Origin of the sequence: Mycobacterium sp. IDR2000157661, from assembly GCF_022317005.1 — a bacterium.
Lineage (GTDB): Bacteria > Actinomycetota > Actinomycetes > Mycobacteriales > Mycobacteriaceae > Mycobacterium.
In genome coordinates, this window is the sequence record NZ_CP081006.1 from 4,901,299 (window position 1) to 4,915,883 (window position 14,585).

Annotated in this window: 15 protein-coding genes; 8 read left to right on the forward strand and 7 right to left on the reverse strand. The window is 67.5% G+C overall.

Features of this window, described 5'->3' with window-relative positions:
* Positions 1-5: 5 nt before the first annotated feature.
* Entirely contained in the window at positions 6-638 is a 633-nt protein-coding gene (locus K3G64_RS25135; protein ID WP_238888279.1) for a TetR/AcrR family transcriptional regulator, read from the reverse strand.
* Positions 639-768: 130 nt separating this feature from the next.
* Between K3G64_RS25135 and K3G64_RS25140 the strand changes: the two genes are divergently transcribed.
* Positions 769-2,253 carry a cytochrome P450 gene (locus tag K3G64_RS25140; protein ID WP_238888280.1) on the forward strand — a complete coding sequence of 495 codons (1,485 nt, stop codon included), beginning with the start codon at positions 769-771 and terminating at the stop codon, positions 2,251-2,253.
* A gap of 14 nt (positions 2,254-2,267) precedes the next feature.
* Here K3G64_RS25140 and K3G64_RS25145 read toward each other — a convergent pair whose 3' ends face one another.
* Complete coding sequence (locus K3G64_RS25145; protein ID WP_370647041.1) at positions 2,268-2,780, reverse strand: homocitrate synthase; 513 nt, start codon at positions 2,778-2,780, stop codon at positions 2,268-2,270.
* A gap of 361 nt (positions 2,781-3,141) precedes the next feature.
* On the opposite strand from K3G64_RS25145, the gene K3G64_RS25150 reads away from it, so the two are divergent.
* Both K3G64_RS25150 and K3G64_RS25155 read left to right on the forward strand, forming a co-directional pair.
* Complete coding sequence (locus K3G64_RS25150; protein ID WP_238888281.1) at positions 3,142-3,390, forward strand: hypothetical protein; 249 nt, start codon at positions 3,142-3,144, stop codon at positions 3,388-3,390.
* A gap of 62 nt (positions 3,391-3,452) precedes the next feature.
* On the forward strand, positions 3,453-4,205 hold the full coding sequence (locus tag K3G64_RS25155) for a sulfite exporter TauE/SafE family protein (RefSeq protein ID WP_238888282.1): 753 nt from the start codon (positions 3,453-3,455) through the stop codon (positions 4,203-4,205).
* Here K3G64_RS25155 and K3G64_RS25160 read toward each other — a convergent pair.
* The 4 genes from K3G64_RS25160 to K3G64_RS25175 all read right to left on the reverse strand — a co-directional run bounded on the left by K3G64_RS25160 (position 4,202) and on the right by K3G64_RS25175 (position 7,161).
* Positions 4,202-5,266: a phosphotransferase family protein gene (locus K3G64_RS25160; protein ID WP_238888283.1), complete on the reverse strand. Its 1,065-nt coding sequence runs from the start codon at positions 5,264-5,266 to the stop codon at positions 4,202-4,204. The two genes, K3G64_RS25155 and K3G64_RS25160, sit on opposite strands and share 4 nt — an antisense overlap.
* Before the next feature lie 12 nt (positions 5,267-5,278).
* Positions 5,279-6,106, reverse strand: a complete 828-nt coding sequence (locus K3G64_RS25165; RefSeq protein ID WP_238888284.1) for a class I SAM-dependent methyltransferase — start codon at positions 6,104-6,106, stop codon at positions 5,279-5,281.
* 102 nt (positions 6,107-6,208) lie between these two features.
* Positions 6,209-6,778 (reverse strand): hypothetical protein, encoded by a 570-nt coding sequence (locus K3G64_RS25170; RefSeq protein ID WP_238888285.1) that lies wholly within the window; start codon positions 6,776-6,778, stop codon positions 6,209-6,211.
* A 5-nt stretch (positions 6,779-6,783) separates the two neighbouring features.
* Positions 6,784-7,161, reverse strand: a complete 378-nt coding sequence (locus K3G64_RS25175) for a hypothetical protein (protein ID WP_238888286.1) — start codon at positions 7,159-7,161, stop codon at positions 6,784-6,786.
* Between the two features lie 169 nt (positions 7,162-7,330).
* On the opposite strand from K3G64_RS25175, the gene K3G64_RS25180 reads away from it, so the two are divergent.
* Complete coding sequence (locus K3G64_RS25180) at positions 7,331-8,005, forward strand: winged helix-turn-helix transcriptional regulator (RefSeq protein ID WP_238888287.1); 675 nt, start codon at positions 7,331-7,333, stop codon at positions 8,003-8,005.
* A gap of 66 nt (positions 8,006-8,071) precedes the next feature.
* Here the strand turns inward: K3G64_RS25180 and K3G64_RS25185 are convergent, their stop codons facing one another.
* Positions 8,072-8,839, reverse strand: a complete 768-nt coding sequence (locus K3G64_RS25185) for an SDR family NAD(P)-dependent oxidoreductase (RefSeq protein ID WP_238888288.1) — start codon at positions 8,837-8,839, stop codon at positions 8,072-8,074.
* A 98-nt stretch (positions 8,840-8,937) separates the two neighbouring features.
* Between K3G64_RS25185 and K3G64_RS25190 the strand changes: the two genes are divergently transcribed.
* The 4 genes from K3G64_RS25190 (at position 8,938) to K3G64_RS25205 (ending at position 14,579) form a co-directional block, all read left to right on the forward strand.
* Entirely contained in the window at positions 8,938-10,476 is a 1,539-nt protein-coding gene (locus K3G64_RS25190) for a molybdopterin-dependent oxidoreductase (RefSeq protein WP_238888289.1), read from the forward strand.
* Positions 10,477-10,541: 65 nt separating this feature from the next.
* On the forward strand, positions 10,542-12,089 hold the full coding sequence (locus K3G64_RS25195; RefSeq protein WP_238888290.1) for an ATP-dependent DNA ligase: 1,548 nt from the start codon (positions 10,542-10,544) through the stop codon (positions 12,087-12,089).
* Positions 12,090-12,138: 49 nt separating this feature from the next.
* Complete coding sequence (locus K3G64_RS25200) at positions 12,139-14,433, forward strand: carbon starvation CstA family protein (RefSeq protein WP_238888291.1); 2,295 nt, start codon at positions 12,139-12,141, stop codon at positions 14,431-14,433.
* A gap of 8 nt (positions 14,434-14,441) precedes the next feature.
* Complete coding sequence (locus tag K3G64_RS25205) at positions 14,442-14,579, forward strand: YbdD/YjiX family protein (RefSeq protein WP_370647044.1); 138 nt, start codon at positions 14,442-14,444, stop codon at positions 14,577-14,579.
* Positions 14,580-14,585: the final 6 nt, after the last annotated feature.

Here is a 14,585-nt window from a genome sequence, read left to right on the forward strand (position 1 = left end):
GATACCTAGTCGCCACGGAGGTGCGAGTCGCCCCAGAAGGCGGACACCCACAGCCGCTCGAGTGCGTCGACGGCGCGCGCCGGATCGGCGCCGCGGCCGACGAACATGCTGTCGTGGGTCAGCGTCATCGTCGTCACCGCCGCCAGCGTGCGCACGAGTGCGGGCAGGTCGTCGCTGATCGGCCGGGTGTCGGGATCGCTCTCCAAGAGCGCGATGAGCTTGTCGATTATGCCGTCGTAGAAGTCGTCCATCATCTCGCGGATCTGCGCGTCGGTGTTGCGGGCGACGGCGCACGCCTTGAGGACCGGGTCGTCGTTGGCGTACACGGCCGCGGCGCTACCGACCATCCGCTTGGCGAAGTCGCGCGGTGACTCGCCCGGTTCACGCAGCGCGAAATGATGGGTCAGGCTGTCGAGCAGTTCGCCGGCGTCGGCGAGGATCACGGCGAGCACGGCGTACTTGGAGTCGAAATAGAAGTAGAAGCCCGAGCGGGCCACTCCCGCGCGCTCGCTGATGGTGCTGACCGACAGGTCGGCGAACGATCGCTCGTGCAGCAGCTCACGGACGGCACTGACGATCGCGTCACGCTGCCGGTCGCCGCGGCTGCGGCGGGCTTGCGGTGCGGGCTGGGCGGTCATCGTTGTTAGACCTTCGCACCGCGCCACGCCAGAACCAAACTTGACATGCGTCAAGTCTGCCATTCAGGATGAAGATGGAAGTGACGATAGCCACAGTCTGGCCACCGAATTCATGCCCAGGAGCGTGCCAATGACGGCGACCATCAGCACCACCGATTACCTGCTCGACCAGGCGAAGCGGCGGCTGACCCCGTCGTTCAACAATTTCCCCGGCGTGGGCATGGTCGAGCGCAGGCTACTGAACACCGACTTCCCGCAGCACCCGATGGCCACCCCGCCGCCGGGCAGCGACCTCAAGCCGGTGGTCGGCGACGCCGGCCTGCCGATCATCGGCCACATGATCGAGATGTTCCGCGGCGGGCCGGACTATCTGCTGCACGTCTACCGCAAGTACGGTCCGCTCTACTACGCCGACTCGCCGGCGCTGCCCGCGGTCGCGGCGTTGGGACCCGACGCCGCACAGGCCGTCTACTCCAACCGCAACAAGGACTTCTCTCAGCAGGGCTGGGTGCCGGTGATCGGCCCGTTCTTCCACCGCGGCCTGATGCTGCTGGACTTCGAGGAGCACATGTTCCATCGGCGGATCATGCAGGAGGCCTTCGTGCGCACCCGCCTGGTCGGCTACCAGGAGCAGGTGGACAAGGTCGTCTCGCAGGTGATCGCCAACGACTGGGTGATCAACGACGGCCGCTTCCTGATGTATCCGGCGATGAAGGAACTGACGCTCGACATCGCGTCGATGGTCTTCATGGGTCACGAACCGGGCTCCGACAAGGAATTGGTCACCAAGGTGAATCAGGCGTTCACCACCACGACGCGCGCAGGCAACGCCATCATCCGCAAGCCCGTGCGCCCGTTCACCTGGTGGCGCGGCATCCAGGCGCGCAAGCTGCTCGAGGACTACTTCGAGGAGCGAGTGAAGGAACGTCGCGGCAAGGACGGGTCGGACCTGTTGACCGTGCTGTGCCACACCGAGGACGAGCACGGCAACAGCTTCACCGACGAGGACATCGTCAACCACATGATCTTCTTGATGATGGCCGCCCACGACACGTCGACCTCGACGGCCACCACGATGATCTACCACCTGGCCAAGCACCCCGAGTGGCAGGAACGCTGCCGCGAGGAGTCCGATCGCCTGGGCGACGGTCCGGCCGACATCGAGTCGCTGGAGAAGCTGGAATCGCTGGATCTGGTGATGAACGAGTCGATCAGGCTCGTCACCCCCGTCCAGTGGGCCATGCGCCAGGCCGTGCGCGACACCGAACTGCTGGGCTACTACCTGCCCAAGGGCACCAACGTGATCGCCTACCCGGGCATGAACCACCGGCTCGAGGAGCTCTTCCCGGAGCCGATGAAGTTCGACCCGCTGCGCTTCACCGAGCCGCGCAACGAGCACAAGAGCCACCGCTACGCGTTCAGCCCGTTCGGCGGCGGGGCGCACAAGTGCATCGGTATGACGTTCGGCCAGCTCGAAGTCAAGACGATCCTGCACCGGCTGCTGCGCAAGTACCGGCTGGAGCTGCCCTACCCGGGCTACACCACCGAATGGGACTACGGCGGGATGCCGGTGCCCAAGGACGGCATGCGCATCGTGCTGCGGCCACTGCACTGACCGTGCTGTCGCGATCAGGGCGCGATCAGGCGCCCGACCTTTAGGCGATTGGCGCACGCGATCATCGCGCCCAGCGCCGACTGGGTGGGATCCTCGGCGAGCCCCATCGCCCATTCGGCGCGGGTGCCGTCGGATCCGCGAATGAACGTCGCGGTCCGCTGACCTGCCCGCACCTGGTGGAACGCGGTCATCTCGACGGGGAAGCCGCGGTCGTAGAGCATCGCCGTCAGCGCCGCGACGGGTCCGGTGGCGGCGGCCGACGAGGTGCAGATCCGGTCGCCGATGGCCAGGGTCGCCTGGTACGTGCGCGCCTGCGGGCCCACCCGGGCGGCCGGGCGGTCACCGTCCGCGCAGCGCCAGTTGCGCAGGCGCAGCGGTCCTGCGGTGGGTGCGTACTCGGCGAGGAACGTCTCGAAGGACATCGCGTCGGCCTCCTCACGCAGCCCGCGGGGCATCGGGGCGTCCATGTGAGCCGCGAACGGCAGCGACGCTGCGCTGGCTGCGGGTTCTCGTGCGATTGAGATCATGTGCCGGTTTCTTCTTCGATGAGGAAGTGACCGACTACGTAGCGACGACCCACAGCGAGGGGTCGGTCCGGATCAGACCCCGCTGCGGGTTGCTACTACGAGTCGCCTCGGCACGGGTCCGATGCTAGACGGCGGGCAACCGGGTACGCAAAGGGTTTCCGCTTCGCGAATTGATCATCGGATTTCGCCATCCGGCTGTCGATTCGGGCGGAGGGGTGCGATGTTGTGTCCTACTTTCTGGGGTCGGGGGAACGGCCTGGGGGAACGGTGGGATCGTCAGCACGGACCGGGGGTGCGGTGAGCGTGGGACACCGCCTTCGGTGATCGAGCGCGTCGGCTGCAGCCGAGCACCGCGCTGGTGATGTCGCACAAGCATCCCCTCGACGCGGCCGGCATTGCGTTGTTCATCGAGGCGGTGTCCGGCGCGGGCCGGCCGTTCAGCAGCCGACACCGCATCGTCGACGCGAGGGGCCGGGTGCGCCCGGTGCTCGTCATCGCCGAGCGGATGTTCGACCCGCCCGGTGACATCCGCGAGCGCGCCGACCATCTGCTGCTGACGGCGCGCCATCGCATCCACCTCCCGGCGCGCACGCGCAGCGACGCCTGCTGAGGAAGTCACCGCACCCGGGCGGCGGGTTGACGGCCGCGACGCCGTAATGTGAGCCCCCGACGATGAATTGGGCCCTGCTGTTCGCCGCCGGAGTGCTGGGCGGGCTGACGGGCAGCATCGCCGGCCTCGCCTCGGTTGCCACCTATCCCGCACTGCTACTCGCCGGTCTTCCTCCGGTGACGGCCAACGTCACCAACACGGTCGCCCTGGTCTTCAACGGCATCGGGTCGGTGCTGGGGTCGCGCCCCGAACTGGTCGGCCGGGCGGCGTGGATCAAGCGCAGTATTCCGGTTGCCGTGCTCGGCGGTGCGGCCGGAGCGGTCCTGCTGATGTCCACACCCGCCGAGGGGTTCGAGAGAGCCGTCCCGATCCTGCTCGCGGTGGCCTCGATCGCGATCCTGGTTCCGGTGCGTGCTGCCGGTGAGGCACAGGTCGCCGACCACCGGAGGCACCGCATGCGGATGATCACCGAGTCGTCGGCAATTCTCGGCATCTGCGTCTACGGCGGGTATTTCGGTGCTGCGGCGGGCGTGCTGCTGCTGGCTCTACTGCTGCGAGCCGGCCACTCCTCGCTCGCGCATGCGAATGCGGGCAAGAATGTCATCCTCGGCATTGCGAACGGCGTGGCCGCGGTGATCTTCGCCGTCGTCGCGCCGGTGCAGTGGTGGGCAGTGCTGTATGTCGGCCTCGGTTGCCTGCTCGGATCACGGCTGGGCCCGATCGTCGTGCGGCACGCCCCGGCGGGCCCGCTGCGCGTGGTGATCGGTGCGGCCGGAGTGGCGCTGGCGGTCAAGCTGGCGATCGACGCTTACTAGAGCTCAAACGGGCTGTCGCCCTTGGCGACTCGGGTGCCGAGGTCGATCAGGTTCTGCGCGTTGGCGTGGAGCCGCTCCCCCGCGTCGCGGCTGGCCTGGCCGATCAGAAACCGCGACCAGGTGCCCTCGATGACGACGCCGAGCTTGAAGCACGCCATCGCGACATACCAGTCCAGCCGCGACGTCTCGCGACCACCGGCCGCCAGGTAGGCGTCGAGCAGTTCGCGGCGGCTGGCCAGCCCGCCCAGTGCGGCCAATTGCGCGCCTGCGGTGATCGTGTTGGTCTCCAGCGGCCAGCAGATCAACATCCAGCCCAGGTCGAGCAGCGGGTCGCCGACCGTGCACATCTCCCAGTCGACGAACGCCGCCAACTCCGGTTCGTCGCGCCGCAGCAGCACGTTGCTCAGATGCGGGTCACCGTGCAGGATTCCGGGTCTGCCGTCCGGTGGGCGGTTTGCCATCAGCCAGTCCGCCAGGTCGGTGACCGCCAGCGACGCGGGGTCGTACCGGTCGTGCCGGTAGCTTTCCAGCAGCCGCAGAAACTGAGGAACCTGGCGCTCCAGGAAAGATCCCGGCCGTTTGAGCTCGGCGAGCGGACTGCCCTCCCACTCGGCGTTGCCCAACCGGGCCAGACTGGCCGCATAGGACAGGCCGACGTCGTGGCGCATGCTCGGATCCCGGACGTAGGCCTCCGACATGGAATCGCCGGGGTTGAAGCCGTCGACCTCTTCCATCAGGTAGAACACCACGCCGAGAACGCTGAGATCGTCGCAGCCGGCGATGAACCCGGGATGCGGCACCGATGAGCCGGCGAGGGTGCGCAGCGCGGCGATCTCGCGCAGCATCGTCTTGTCGCTCGTCGGCCGTGGGTGGGCAGGCGGTCTGCGTAGCACCATGGCCCGGTTGTCGACGCGCAGGCGCACGACGATGTTCTGCGTTCCCCCGGTCAGCGGCTCGACGTCGCTGACGATCGAACCCAGGCCCTGCTGCCGCACCCACCGCGCAAGGGCGGCCTGGGCCTCGTCGTCGAGGGTCGGCAACTGCTGCGCGTCATCGGGCATGCACACATCGTGTCAGGCGCGGCGAGCCGTCAACAGCAGGTACTCCCACTCCATTGTTGAGTCGCCGCTCAAGACGCTGTCGCCCACGTGCGCAATGGCCGCGTCGAGTTCGGCCACCCGGTCCGCGTCGTCTTCGATGTTGCGGTACACCGCGATCGTCGGGCCGTAGGTGGCCTTGAAATAGTCGCGGAAGGCAGCGCCGTCTGAGAAGTGGTCAACGCTAAGGGTGCGTCGCTCGGTGACGACGTCGGTGACGCGGTCACCGAGCAGTGCACGAACGTGTTCCTCTTGCCCCCACAGCGGTGGCGGCTGAGCCCCGAACGGTGGCGGCGAGGCGTAGGGCTTCATCGTCGCCCAAAGCCGACCGATATGCCCCTCGGGCGTCCAGCTGATCAGGCCGATCCGCCCGCCCGGCTTGCACACCCGGACCATCTGGTCGGCTGCCCGCTGATGAAAAGGTGCGAACATCACGCCGATACACGACATCACGATGTCGAATTCATGGTCCCCGAAGGGCAGTTCGTGCGCGTTGGCTTCGCGCCATTCGAGTTCGACTTCGCGCTCGGCGGCTAATTGAGCGCCGGCGTTCAACAGGTCCGGGCACAGGTCACTGGCGACGACGCTCGCACCGGCTTCCGCGGCGGGGATCGCGGCGTTTCCGGTGCCTGCCGCCACGTCGAGTACCCGGTCGCCCGGACCGATCCCGATGGCTTCCACCAGCACGGGTCCGAGCGGTGAAACGAGTTCGGCGGCGAGCCTCGGGTAGTCGCCCGACGCCCACATGGCGCGGTGCTTTGTCGCCACTGCCTGATCGTCGACGGTCGATGATGGATGAGTCATTGTCTGCTCCTGACGCGAGTTTGCTATCTGAAATCGTGCGCTTGCTGACGGTGGTTATCTAGTGGCGGTTTCTTCGGTCGTCGGTCGGATTGGGGGCCGACCTCAGGAAACCAGGGTGAGGCGGCAGGTTTCGACCTGGTGCGTCGATCCGCTGCGGAAGTCGGGCAGGCGGATTGTGGCGTAGAACTCGTCGGCCTGCGGCGTGATGCTGGTGCTCCCGCGACCTTCGGGGGAGAATCCGGAGTCTTCGTCCAACTCGGAGTTGGAGCGCTGCGCTGACCCGCGCATTCCCAGACCGGCGGGCGAGGCCCAATAGCGCTCCGGATTGAAACTCGCGAGCAGTTGGTCCGATTCGGCGTCGTCGCCCCACAGGCGGAACGATGCCTCTTCATTGCCGGGACGGTCGATGTAGGACCTCGCGTCACTCTCTGACATGGCCGCATAGGCCTCGACGATGGCCAGAGAATTGCCGTTGCCGACGTCCTGCAGCGAGAATTCCCGCACTTGCAGGATGTTGCCGGCGCCGACGGGGCCAACGCAGGATCCCGTGTAAGCGTGAGCGATTCCGGCCGGGGTAAGGGCTCCCGCGCTGAGTCCGATGATGCTTGCCGCGACTGCCCCGGCCGCGAGCCGGTGAGCCGTCCGAGACCAGATTGTGTCGATGTGAGTCATGATCTTCAGCCCACCCCTCCGGTTGTCGGCCCGATGTCCCCGGGCGGGGCCGGCAGCGGCGCTGGTTGCATGACGTGGGTCGGCGCGCTGGTCAGTGGATTGCGGCCGCTCTGCCCGGGAGGCGGTGCCTTACAGGCAGTTCCGTGGCCGTCGGGTTTCCAGTCGCCTCCGGTCTTCCAGCAGCACTCGCGTAACGCGTCATCGCCGTATTCACCCAGCAGCACATCGTCAGGGATCGCGCGGACGCAGCTGTCCCAGGCGACAACGTCCCATACCGGCTCGGCGGTGGCGCCGGCGGCTGATCCAATCGCCACGCCTAGCGCGAGCGCTGGGCCCGCAAGGTAGCGGGTCACACGTCTGGTGGTTGATGCTTCGGTGGTCATGTCCTTCTCCTTCGGTGAGCTTTCGCCTGCAAACATGCTCGGCTGAAGGAACATGGGCGCTCTAGTCACAGATCTGTAGCGGCCCCAATCCTGAATCTGTACTAGTCAGCGTCATGATCATGCTGTGTACTATGCGTACTGTTTGCTGGCCTTGGGGAGGCGGGTGCAGATGTCTGGTTACGGTCAGTTTTGCCCGGTGGCCAAGGCCATGGAATTGCTCGATGAGCGGTGGACCGTGCTCGTGGTGCGCGAGTTGCTGGCGGGAAGCACGCACTTCAACGATCTCCGCCGCGGTGTGCCGAAGATGTCGCCGACGCTGCTGTCCAAGCGGTTGCAGACCCTTACTCGCGCCGGGGTGGTGGAGCGGTCCGAAATCGACGGCCGCACCATCTACACGCTGACCGACTGCGGGCGCGAGCTTGTCAGCGTGGTCGAAGCGCTCGGTACCTGGAGCGTTCGCTGGATGAGCGACCTCGTCGAGAAAGACCTCGACCCCAGCGTGTTGATGTGGGACATCCGCCGCACTATCCCGCTCTCGGAGTGGCCACGCACGCGCACCGTGGTGGCGTTCCGATTGTCGGGCGCGCCTCCAAAGGCGTCGTCGTGGTGGCTGATGGTCACCGACGGTGTCGCACAGGTTTGCGACTTCGATCCCGGATACGAAGTGGCGGCATCGGTTTCGACCAGCTTGCGGACGCTGAGCCAGATCTGGCGGGGCGACCAGTCCTGGCAGCGGGCCGTGTCGGATGGGTCGGTCGTCATCGACGCCTCACGCGAGGTACGTCAGGCACTGCCCACCTGGATCGGTCAATCGAGCCTGGCGGCGGTGCCGCGGCCGGCGTGAGCGTGCCCTAAGCGATCTGTGTGCGCGGGGGAGCGCTCACCGTTCCTCAACGCACACGAACCACATCTACTTGGGAGCGAAGCGCTGGCCCGCGTCCAGTCGCAGGCACTGCCCGTTGAGCATCGGGTTCTCGACGATCGCGGCCACCAGCCTGGCGTACTCCTCGGGCCGGCCCAGGCGCTTCGGGAACGCCGCGTCCTTGGTCAGCGCCTTGGCGAACTCGTCAGGGATGCCCTCGGTGAGGCCGGTCGCGAACAGGCTGGGCGCGATGGCCAGTGCCCGGATACCCAGGCTGCCCATGTCGCGGGCCATGGTCAGGCACATGCCGGCGATCGCGGCCTTGGAGGCGGTGTAGGCGACCTGGCCGATCTGGCCCTCGAACGCGGCGATCGACGCGGTGTTGATGATGACGCCGCGCTCCTCCTGCTCGTCGTCGACCAGGTCCTGCTGACTCATCTGCCACCCGGCGAGCCTGCTGATGTTGAAGGTGGCGATGAGGTTGAGGTCGATGCACTTGCGGAAGGAGTCCAGGCTGTGTGGACCATCCTTCTTCACCGTGCGCTCGGCGGCGCCGCCACCGGCGGTCGTGACGATGATGTGCAGCCCGCCCAGGCTGTCGATGGCCTGCTTGAGCACCTTCTCCGTGCCGTCGAAGTCGGTGACGTCCACCTCGAAGAAGGAGCCTCCGATCGCGTTGGCGACCTCCTTGCCCTTCGACTGCGGACGGTCCAGCACCGCCACCTCCGCGCCGCGCTTGGCCAGCAGTTCGGCCGTCGCCTTGCCGAAGCCCGACGCGCCGCCGACGATGATGGCCTTCTTGCCCTCGATCTCCATCCAGGTGCCTTTCCAGAAATTGGTCGAATCGTAAAGCAACTTAGCCGACGTCATCGTCCGGTAAGGCCTTCGGGTCGTCCGCTGAGTAGTTTGGCGGCATGACCGCACGCGGCACCAAAGCGATGGGCGGCGTCGCGGCAGCCGCCGTCGCGCTCGGTGTCACTCAGCTGCTCGCCGTCTTGTTCGGACCACAGGCCGATGCGCGGGTCGCGGTGGGTTCGGCCGTCATCGACCTGACACCGGGCCCGGTCAAGGAATGGGCGATCGACACCTTCGGCATGGCCGACAAGCTGGTGCTGACGGTCATGGTGCTGGCGGTGATCGCCGGCATCGCAGCGGTGACCGCTCAGTACGAGACCCGGCAGCGTCCTGTCGGCAGCATCGCGATCGCGGTCGGCGGCGCCGCCGGGTGCGCGGCGGTGCTCTCGGAGGCGGGCACCACGCCCGTCGACATAATCCCGACGCTGCTGGGCGCCGTGTGCGGCATCGGGGTGCTGCGACTGCTGGTCTCGGGCCGGTTCACCGACGCACCACACACTTCCGAGCGTGGCCCCGACCACGGCAGGCGGCTGTCGCTGGTGACGCTGGGATTCCTCGCCGTAGGTGCGATAGCCGGCGTCGGCGGCACGGTGCTGTCCAGGCGGGCATCATCGGTGGCCGGCGACCGCGATGCGTTCGCGCTGCCCGAGATCGACGTCCGGGCACCGCCGGTGCCGCCTGCGGTGCAGCCGGAAGGCGTTGCGCTGCCGCCGTTCGTCACGCCCAACGCCGACTTCTATCGCATCGACACCGCGCTCACTGTGCCGCAGGTCAGCCGCGAGGAATGGCAACTGCGGATTCACGGCATGGTCGACAGGGAGGTGACCTACCGCTTCGCCGACCTCAAGCGGTTCGAGGTGGTGGAGAAGCTCGTGACGCTGACGTGCGTGTCCAACCCGGTCGGCGGCGAGCTGATCGACAACGCCGCGTGGACGGGATGCCGGGTTCGAGACCTGTTGGCCGAGGCGGGTGTTCAGCCCGACGCCGACATGGTGCTGTCGATGTCGGTCGACGGCTTCACCGCAGGCACCCCCGTTGAGGCGCTCACCGACGGCCGTGACGCGTTGTTGGCCATCGGCATGAACGGCCAACCGTTGCCGACCGATCACGGCTATCCCGCCCGCCTCGTGGTGCCCGGGTTGTACGGGTACGTCTCGGCGACCAAGTGGGTTGTCGACCTTGAGGTGACGCGGTTCGACCGCGCCGAGGCCTACTGGACCAAGCGCGGCTGGTCGGCGCGCGGTCCGATCAAGACCCAGTCCCGCGTCGACGTGCCCCGCAGCGGGCAGCAGGTGGCGCTCGGGCCGGTGACGTTCGGCGGGGTGGCGTGGGCGCAGCCGCGCGGGGTTCGCGCCGTCGAAGTCCGCATCGATCCGCCTGATGCGCAGGGCGATTGGCAGCCTGCCGACCTCGGCGCGAGTTACTCCGACGACACCTGGCGGCTGTGGAGTCTCGATTGGGAGGCGACGCGACCCGGCCCGCACACCATCACGGTGCGCGCCACCGACAACGCAGGCAACGTCCAGACCGCCGACCTCGCCGAACCGGTCCCCGACGGCGCCACCGGCCGGCACAGCGTCACCTTCACCGTCGAGTAGGGTCACCGCCCCGCCCCGCCACGCTCGCGCCCCCGAATGTCTGACCTTCGTGCCAGGCTGTTCGAGTGCAGTTGATCGACGTCGCCACCGCGTCCAGTGAGGTCGGCGCCTCCTCCTCGCGGCTGGCCAAGACCGCCAGGATCGCCGACCTGCTGCGCCACGCAGGCGCGGAAGGTGACCCGCGACAGGTAGCGGTCGTGGTGTCGTGGCTGTCCGGTGACCTGCTTCAGCGCCAGATCGGTGTCGGCTGGGCAGCGCTGCGCTCGGTGCCGCCACCGGCTGCCGAGCCGTCGTTGAAAGTGCCCGCGGTCGATGCCAGGTTCACCGAGATCGGGCAGGTTGCGGGCAAGGGCTCGCAAGCCCGCCGCACCGAATTGCTCGCGGATCTGTTCGGGTTGGCGACCGACGTCGAGCAGACATTCCTGCGCAGGCTGCTCGGCGGTGAACTGCGTCAGGGTGCGCTCGTAGGGGTGATGGCCGACGCGGTGGCCAAGGCCGCCGATGTGCCCGCCGCGGCCGTGCGCCGCGCGGCCATGTTGGGCGGCGCCTTGCCCGCCGTCGCGTCCGCCGCTCTGACCGGCGGCGAGCCCGCCTTGGCGCTGTTCACTCTCACGGTCGGCAGGCCGGTGGGTCCGATGCTGGCGCAGACCGCGACCGGCGTGGCCGACGCGCTCGAACGGCTCGGTGGCACAGCTGTTTTCGAGGCGAAGCTGGACGGCGCCCGGGTCCAGGTGCACCGCGGTGGTGACCAGGTGTCGATCTACACCCGCAGCCTCGACGACGTCACCGGCAGGCTGCCGGAGGTGGTCGACGCGGCCCTCGCCCTTCCCGTGACGGACCTGATCGCCGACGCCGAGGCGATCGCTCTGCGCGACGACGGACGTCCGCACCGCTTCCAGGTCACCGCGTCGCGGTTCGGGCGCTCGGTCGACGTCGCGGCCGCGGCGGCGGCCCAACCGTTGTCGGTGTTCGTGTTCGATCTGCTCCATGTCGACGGCATCGACCTGCTCGACAGACCGGCCCACGAGCGCATCGCGGTGCTCGACGACATCGTGCCGACGGCGCACCGGGTGGATCGGCTGGTCACCGACGACGCCCCGGCGGCCGGGGAATTCCTCGACCTCACCCTGGCGGCCGGGCACGAGGGGGTGATGGCCAAGTCGCTGAGCGCGCCGTATGAGGCGGGCCGTCGCGGCGCGGGATGGCTCAAGGTCAAGCCCGTGCACACGCTGGACCTCGTCGTGCTCGCGGTGGAATGGGGGTCGGGCCGTCGCACCGGCAAGCTGTCGAACATCCATCTCGGTGCCCGCGATCCGGCATCCGGCGAATTCGTCATGCTGGGAAAGACTTTCAAGGGTATGACCGATGCAATGCTCCAGTGGCAGACCGCGCGGTTCCTCGAACTCGCCGACGGTCCGACCGACAGTTACGTCGTGAAGGTGCGGCCGGAGCAGGTCGTCGAGATCGCGTTCGACGGTGTCCAGGGTTCGTCGCGGTACCCGGGCGGAATGGCTTTGCGGTTCGCGCGCGTGCTGCGCTACCGCGACGACAAGAGCCCCGCCGAGGTCGACACCATCGACACGGTGCGAGCGTTCTACCAGCGCGGCGGGTAAAGCCGCCGTTTCGGCACCGCACTCATGGCGGCTTTGACAGGATCGCCCCATGGCATCTCCCACCGCCGCGTCGGAGCGGATCGTGGAAACCGACGGCGAGGTCACCTATATCCGCACCGACGAGGATCTGCCGCCCGTTGCGATCATCGACCGCTCGCCGATCACCCTCAAACACCGGATCGTCTTCGGGATCATCGCGGTGCTGGGCGCCATCGCCTGGGCGGTGATCGCGTTCTTCCGGGGGGAGACCGTCAACGCGGTGTGGTTCGTGATCGCCGCGGTCTGCACCTACGTCATCGGGTTCCGGTTCTACGCCCGGCTCATCGAGATGAACATCGTCAAGCCGCGCGACGACAACGCGACGCCCGCCGAGCTTTTCGAAAACGGCACCGACTACATGCCGACCGATCGGCGGGTGCTGTTCGGGCACCACTTCGCCGCTATCGCAGGGGCGGGCCCGCTCGTCGGGCCGGTGCTGGCCATGCAGATGGGGTTCCTGCCCGGCACCATCTGGATCATCATCGGCGCCGTGTTCGCCGGCTGCGTGCAGGACTTCCTGGTGTTGTCGATCTCGACGCGCCGACGGGGCCGATCGCTGGGTCAGATGGCACGTGACGAACTCGGCACCGTCGGTGGGGTCGCCGCCATCATCGGCGTGCTCGTCATCATGGTCATCCTGCTCGCCGTGCTGGCGCTCGTCGTCGTCGGCGCCCTGGCCGAGAGCCCCTGGGGCGTCTTCTCGATCGCGATGACGATACCCATCGCGATCTTCATGGGCCTCTATCTGCGGTTCCTGCGGCCCGGCCGGGTTTCCGAGGTGTCGGCGATCGGGGTGGGCCTGCTGCTGCTAGCCGTGGTTGCCGGCGGTTGGGTAGCCGAGACCGATTGGGGTACAGACTGGTTCACCTTGTCGAAGGTGAGCCTGTCGTGGTGCATCATCATCTACGGCTTCGCCGCCTCGGTGCTGCCCGTGTGGCTTCTGCTGGCCCCGCGCGATTACCTGTCGACCTTCATGAAGGTCGGCACCATCGCGCTGTTGGCGGTCGGCATCCTGCTGGCCCGCCCGATCATGGAGGCGCCGGCGATTTCGGGATTCGCAGGCGAGGGTACGGGTCCGGTGTTCGCGGGTTCACTGTTCCCCTTCCTGTTCATCACGATCGCCTGCGGTGCGTTGTCCGGCTTCCACGCGCTCATCTCCTCGGGCACCACCCCAAAGCTGCTCGAGAAGGAAGGGCAGATGCGGCTGATCGGCTACGGCGGCATGCTGACCGAGTCGTTCGTCGCGATCATGGCGCTGATCACCGCCGCCATCATCAACCAGCACCTGTACTTCGTGATGAACGCCCCCACGGCCTCCACGGGAACCACCGGGCAATCCGCCGCGGACTACGTGAACGGACTGGGATTGTCCGGGGCGCCGATCACCGGAGCAGAGATCGACGCCGCGGCCGCGAGTGTCGGTGAGGAGTCGATTGTGTCGCGGACCGGTGGTGCGCCGACGCTGGCGTTCGGCATGTCCGAAGTGCTGAGCAAGGTCTTCGGTGGCGACGCGCTCAAGGCGTTCTGGTACCACTTCGCGATCATGTTCGAGGCGTTGTTCATCCTGACCACCGTCGATGCCGGCACCCGCGTCGCGCGATTCATGCTCTCCGACGGCCTGAGCAACCTGGGCGGGCCGCTGCGCAAGCTCAAGGATCCGAGTTGGCGAGTGGGAGCCTGGGTCTGCAGCCTGATCGTGGTCGCGGCGTGGGGCGGCATCCTGCTGATGGGGGTGACCGATCCGCTCGGCGGTATCAACACACTGTTCCCGCTGTTCGGCATCGCCAACCAGCTGCTTGCCGCTATCGCGCTGACGGTCGTGACGGTGGTGGTGGTGAAGAAGGGGCTCATCAAATGGGCATGGGTACCGGGAGTCCCACTGCTCTGGGACCTCACGGTGACGATGACCGCGTCGTGGCAGAAGATCTTCTCCGGCGACCCGCGGGTCGGCTACTGGACCCAGCACTTCCAGTACCGCGACGCCAAGGACGCCGGCCAGACGGCGTTCCGCGCGGCCGAGGACGCCGACCAACTCGACGCGGTCATCCGCAACACCTTCATCCAGGGCACGCTGTCGATCGTGTTCGCACTCCTGGTGGTGATCGTGTTCGTCACGGGAGTGCTCATGGTGCTGCGGACACTGCGCGGCCCCGCACCCCCGACGAGTGAAGACGAAGCCGTTCCGTCACGCATCTTCGCGCCATCCGGTCTCATCCCGTCCAAATACGAGAAGGAGGTGCAGAAGCAATGGGACGCGCTACCAAGATCGCACGCCAAATCGGTTGGCACTGGGGCACATTCGTAGGTGACCTGATGGGCGACACGCACTACCGGCGCTACGTCGACCACCGCTTGCGCACCCATCCCGGCGAACCCGTGCTCACCGAAGGCGAGTACTGGCGGATGCGGCACGCCGCGGCGGAGGCCGACCCACAAGCGCGTTGCTGCTGAGGATCG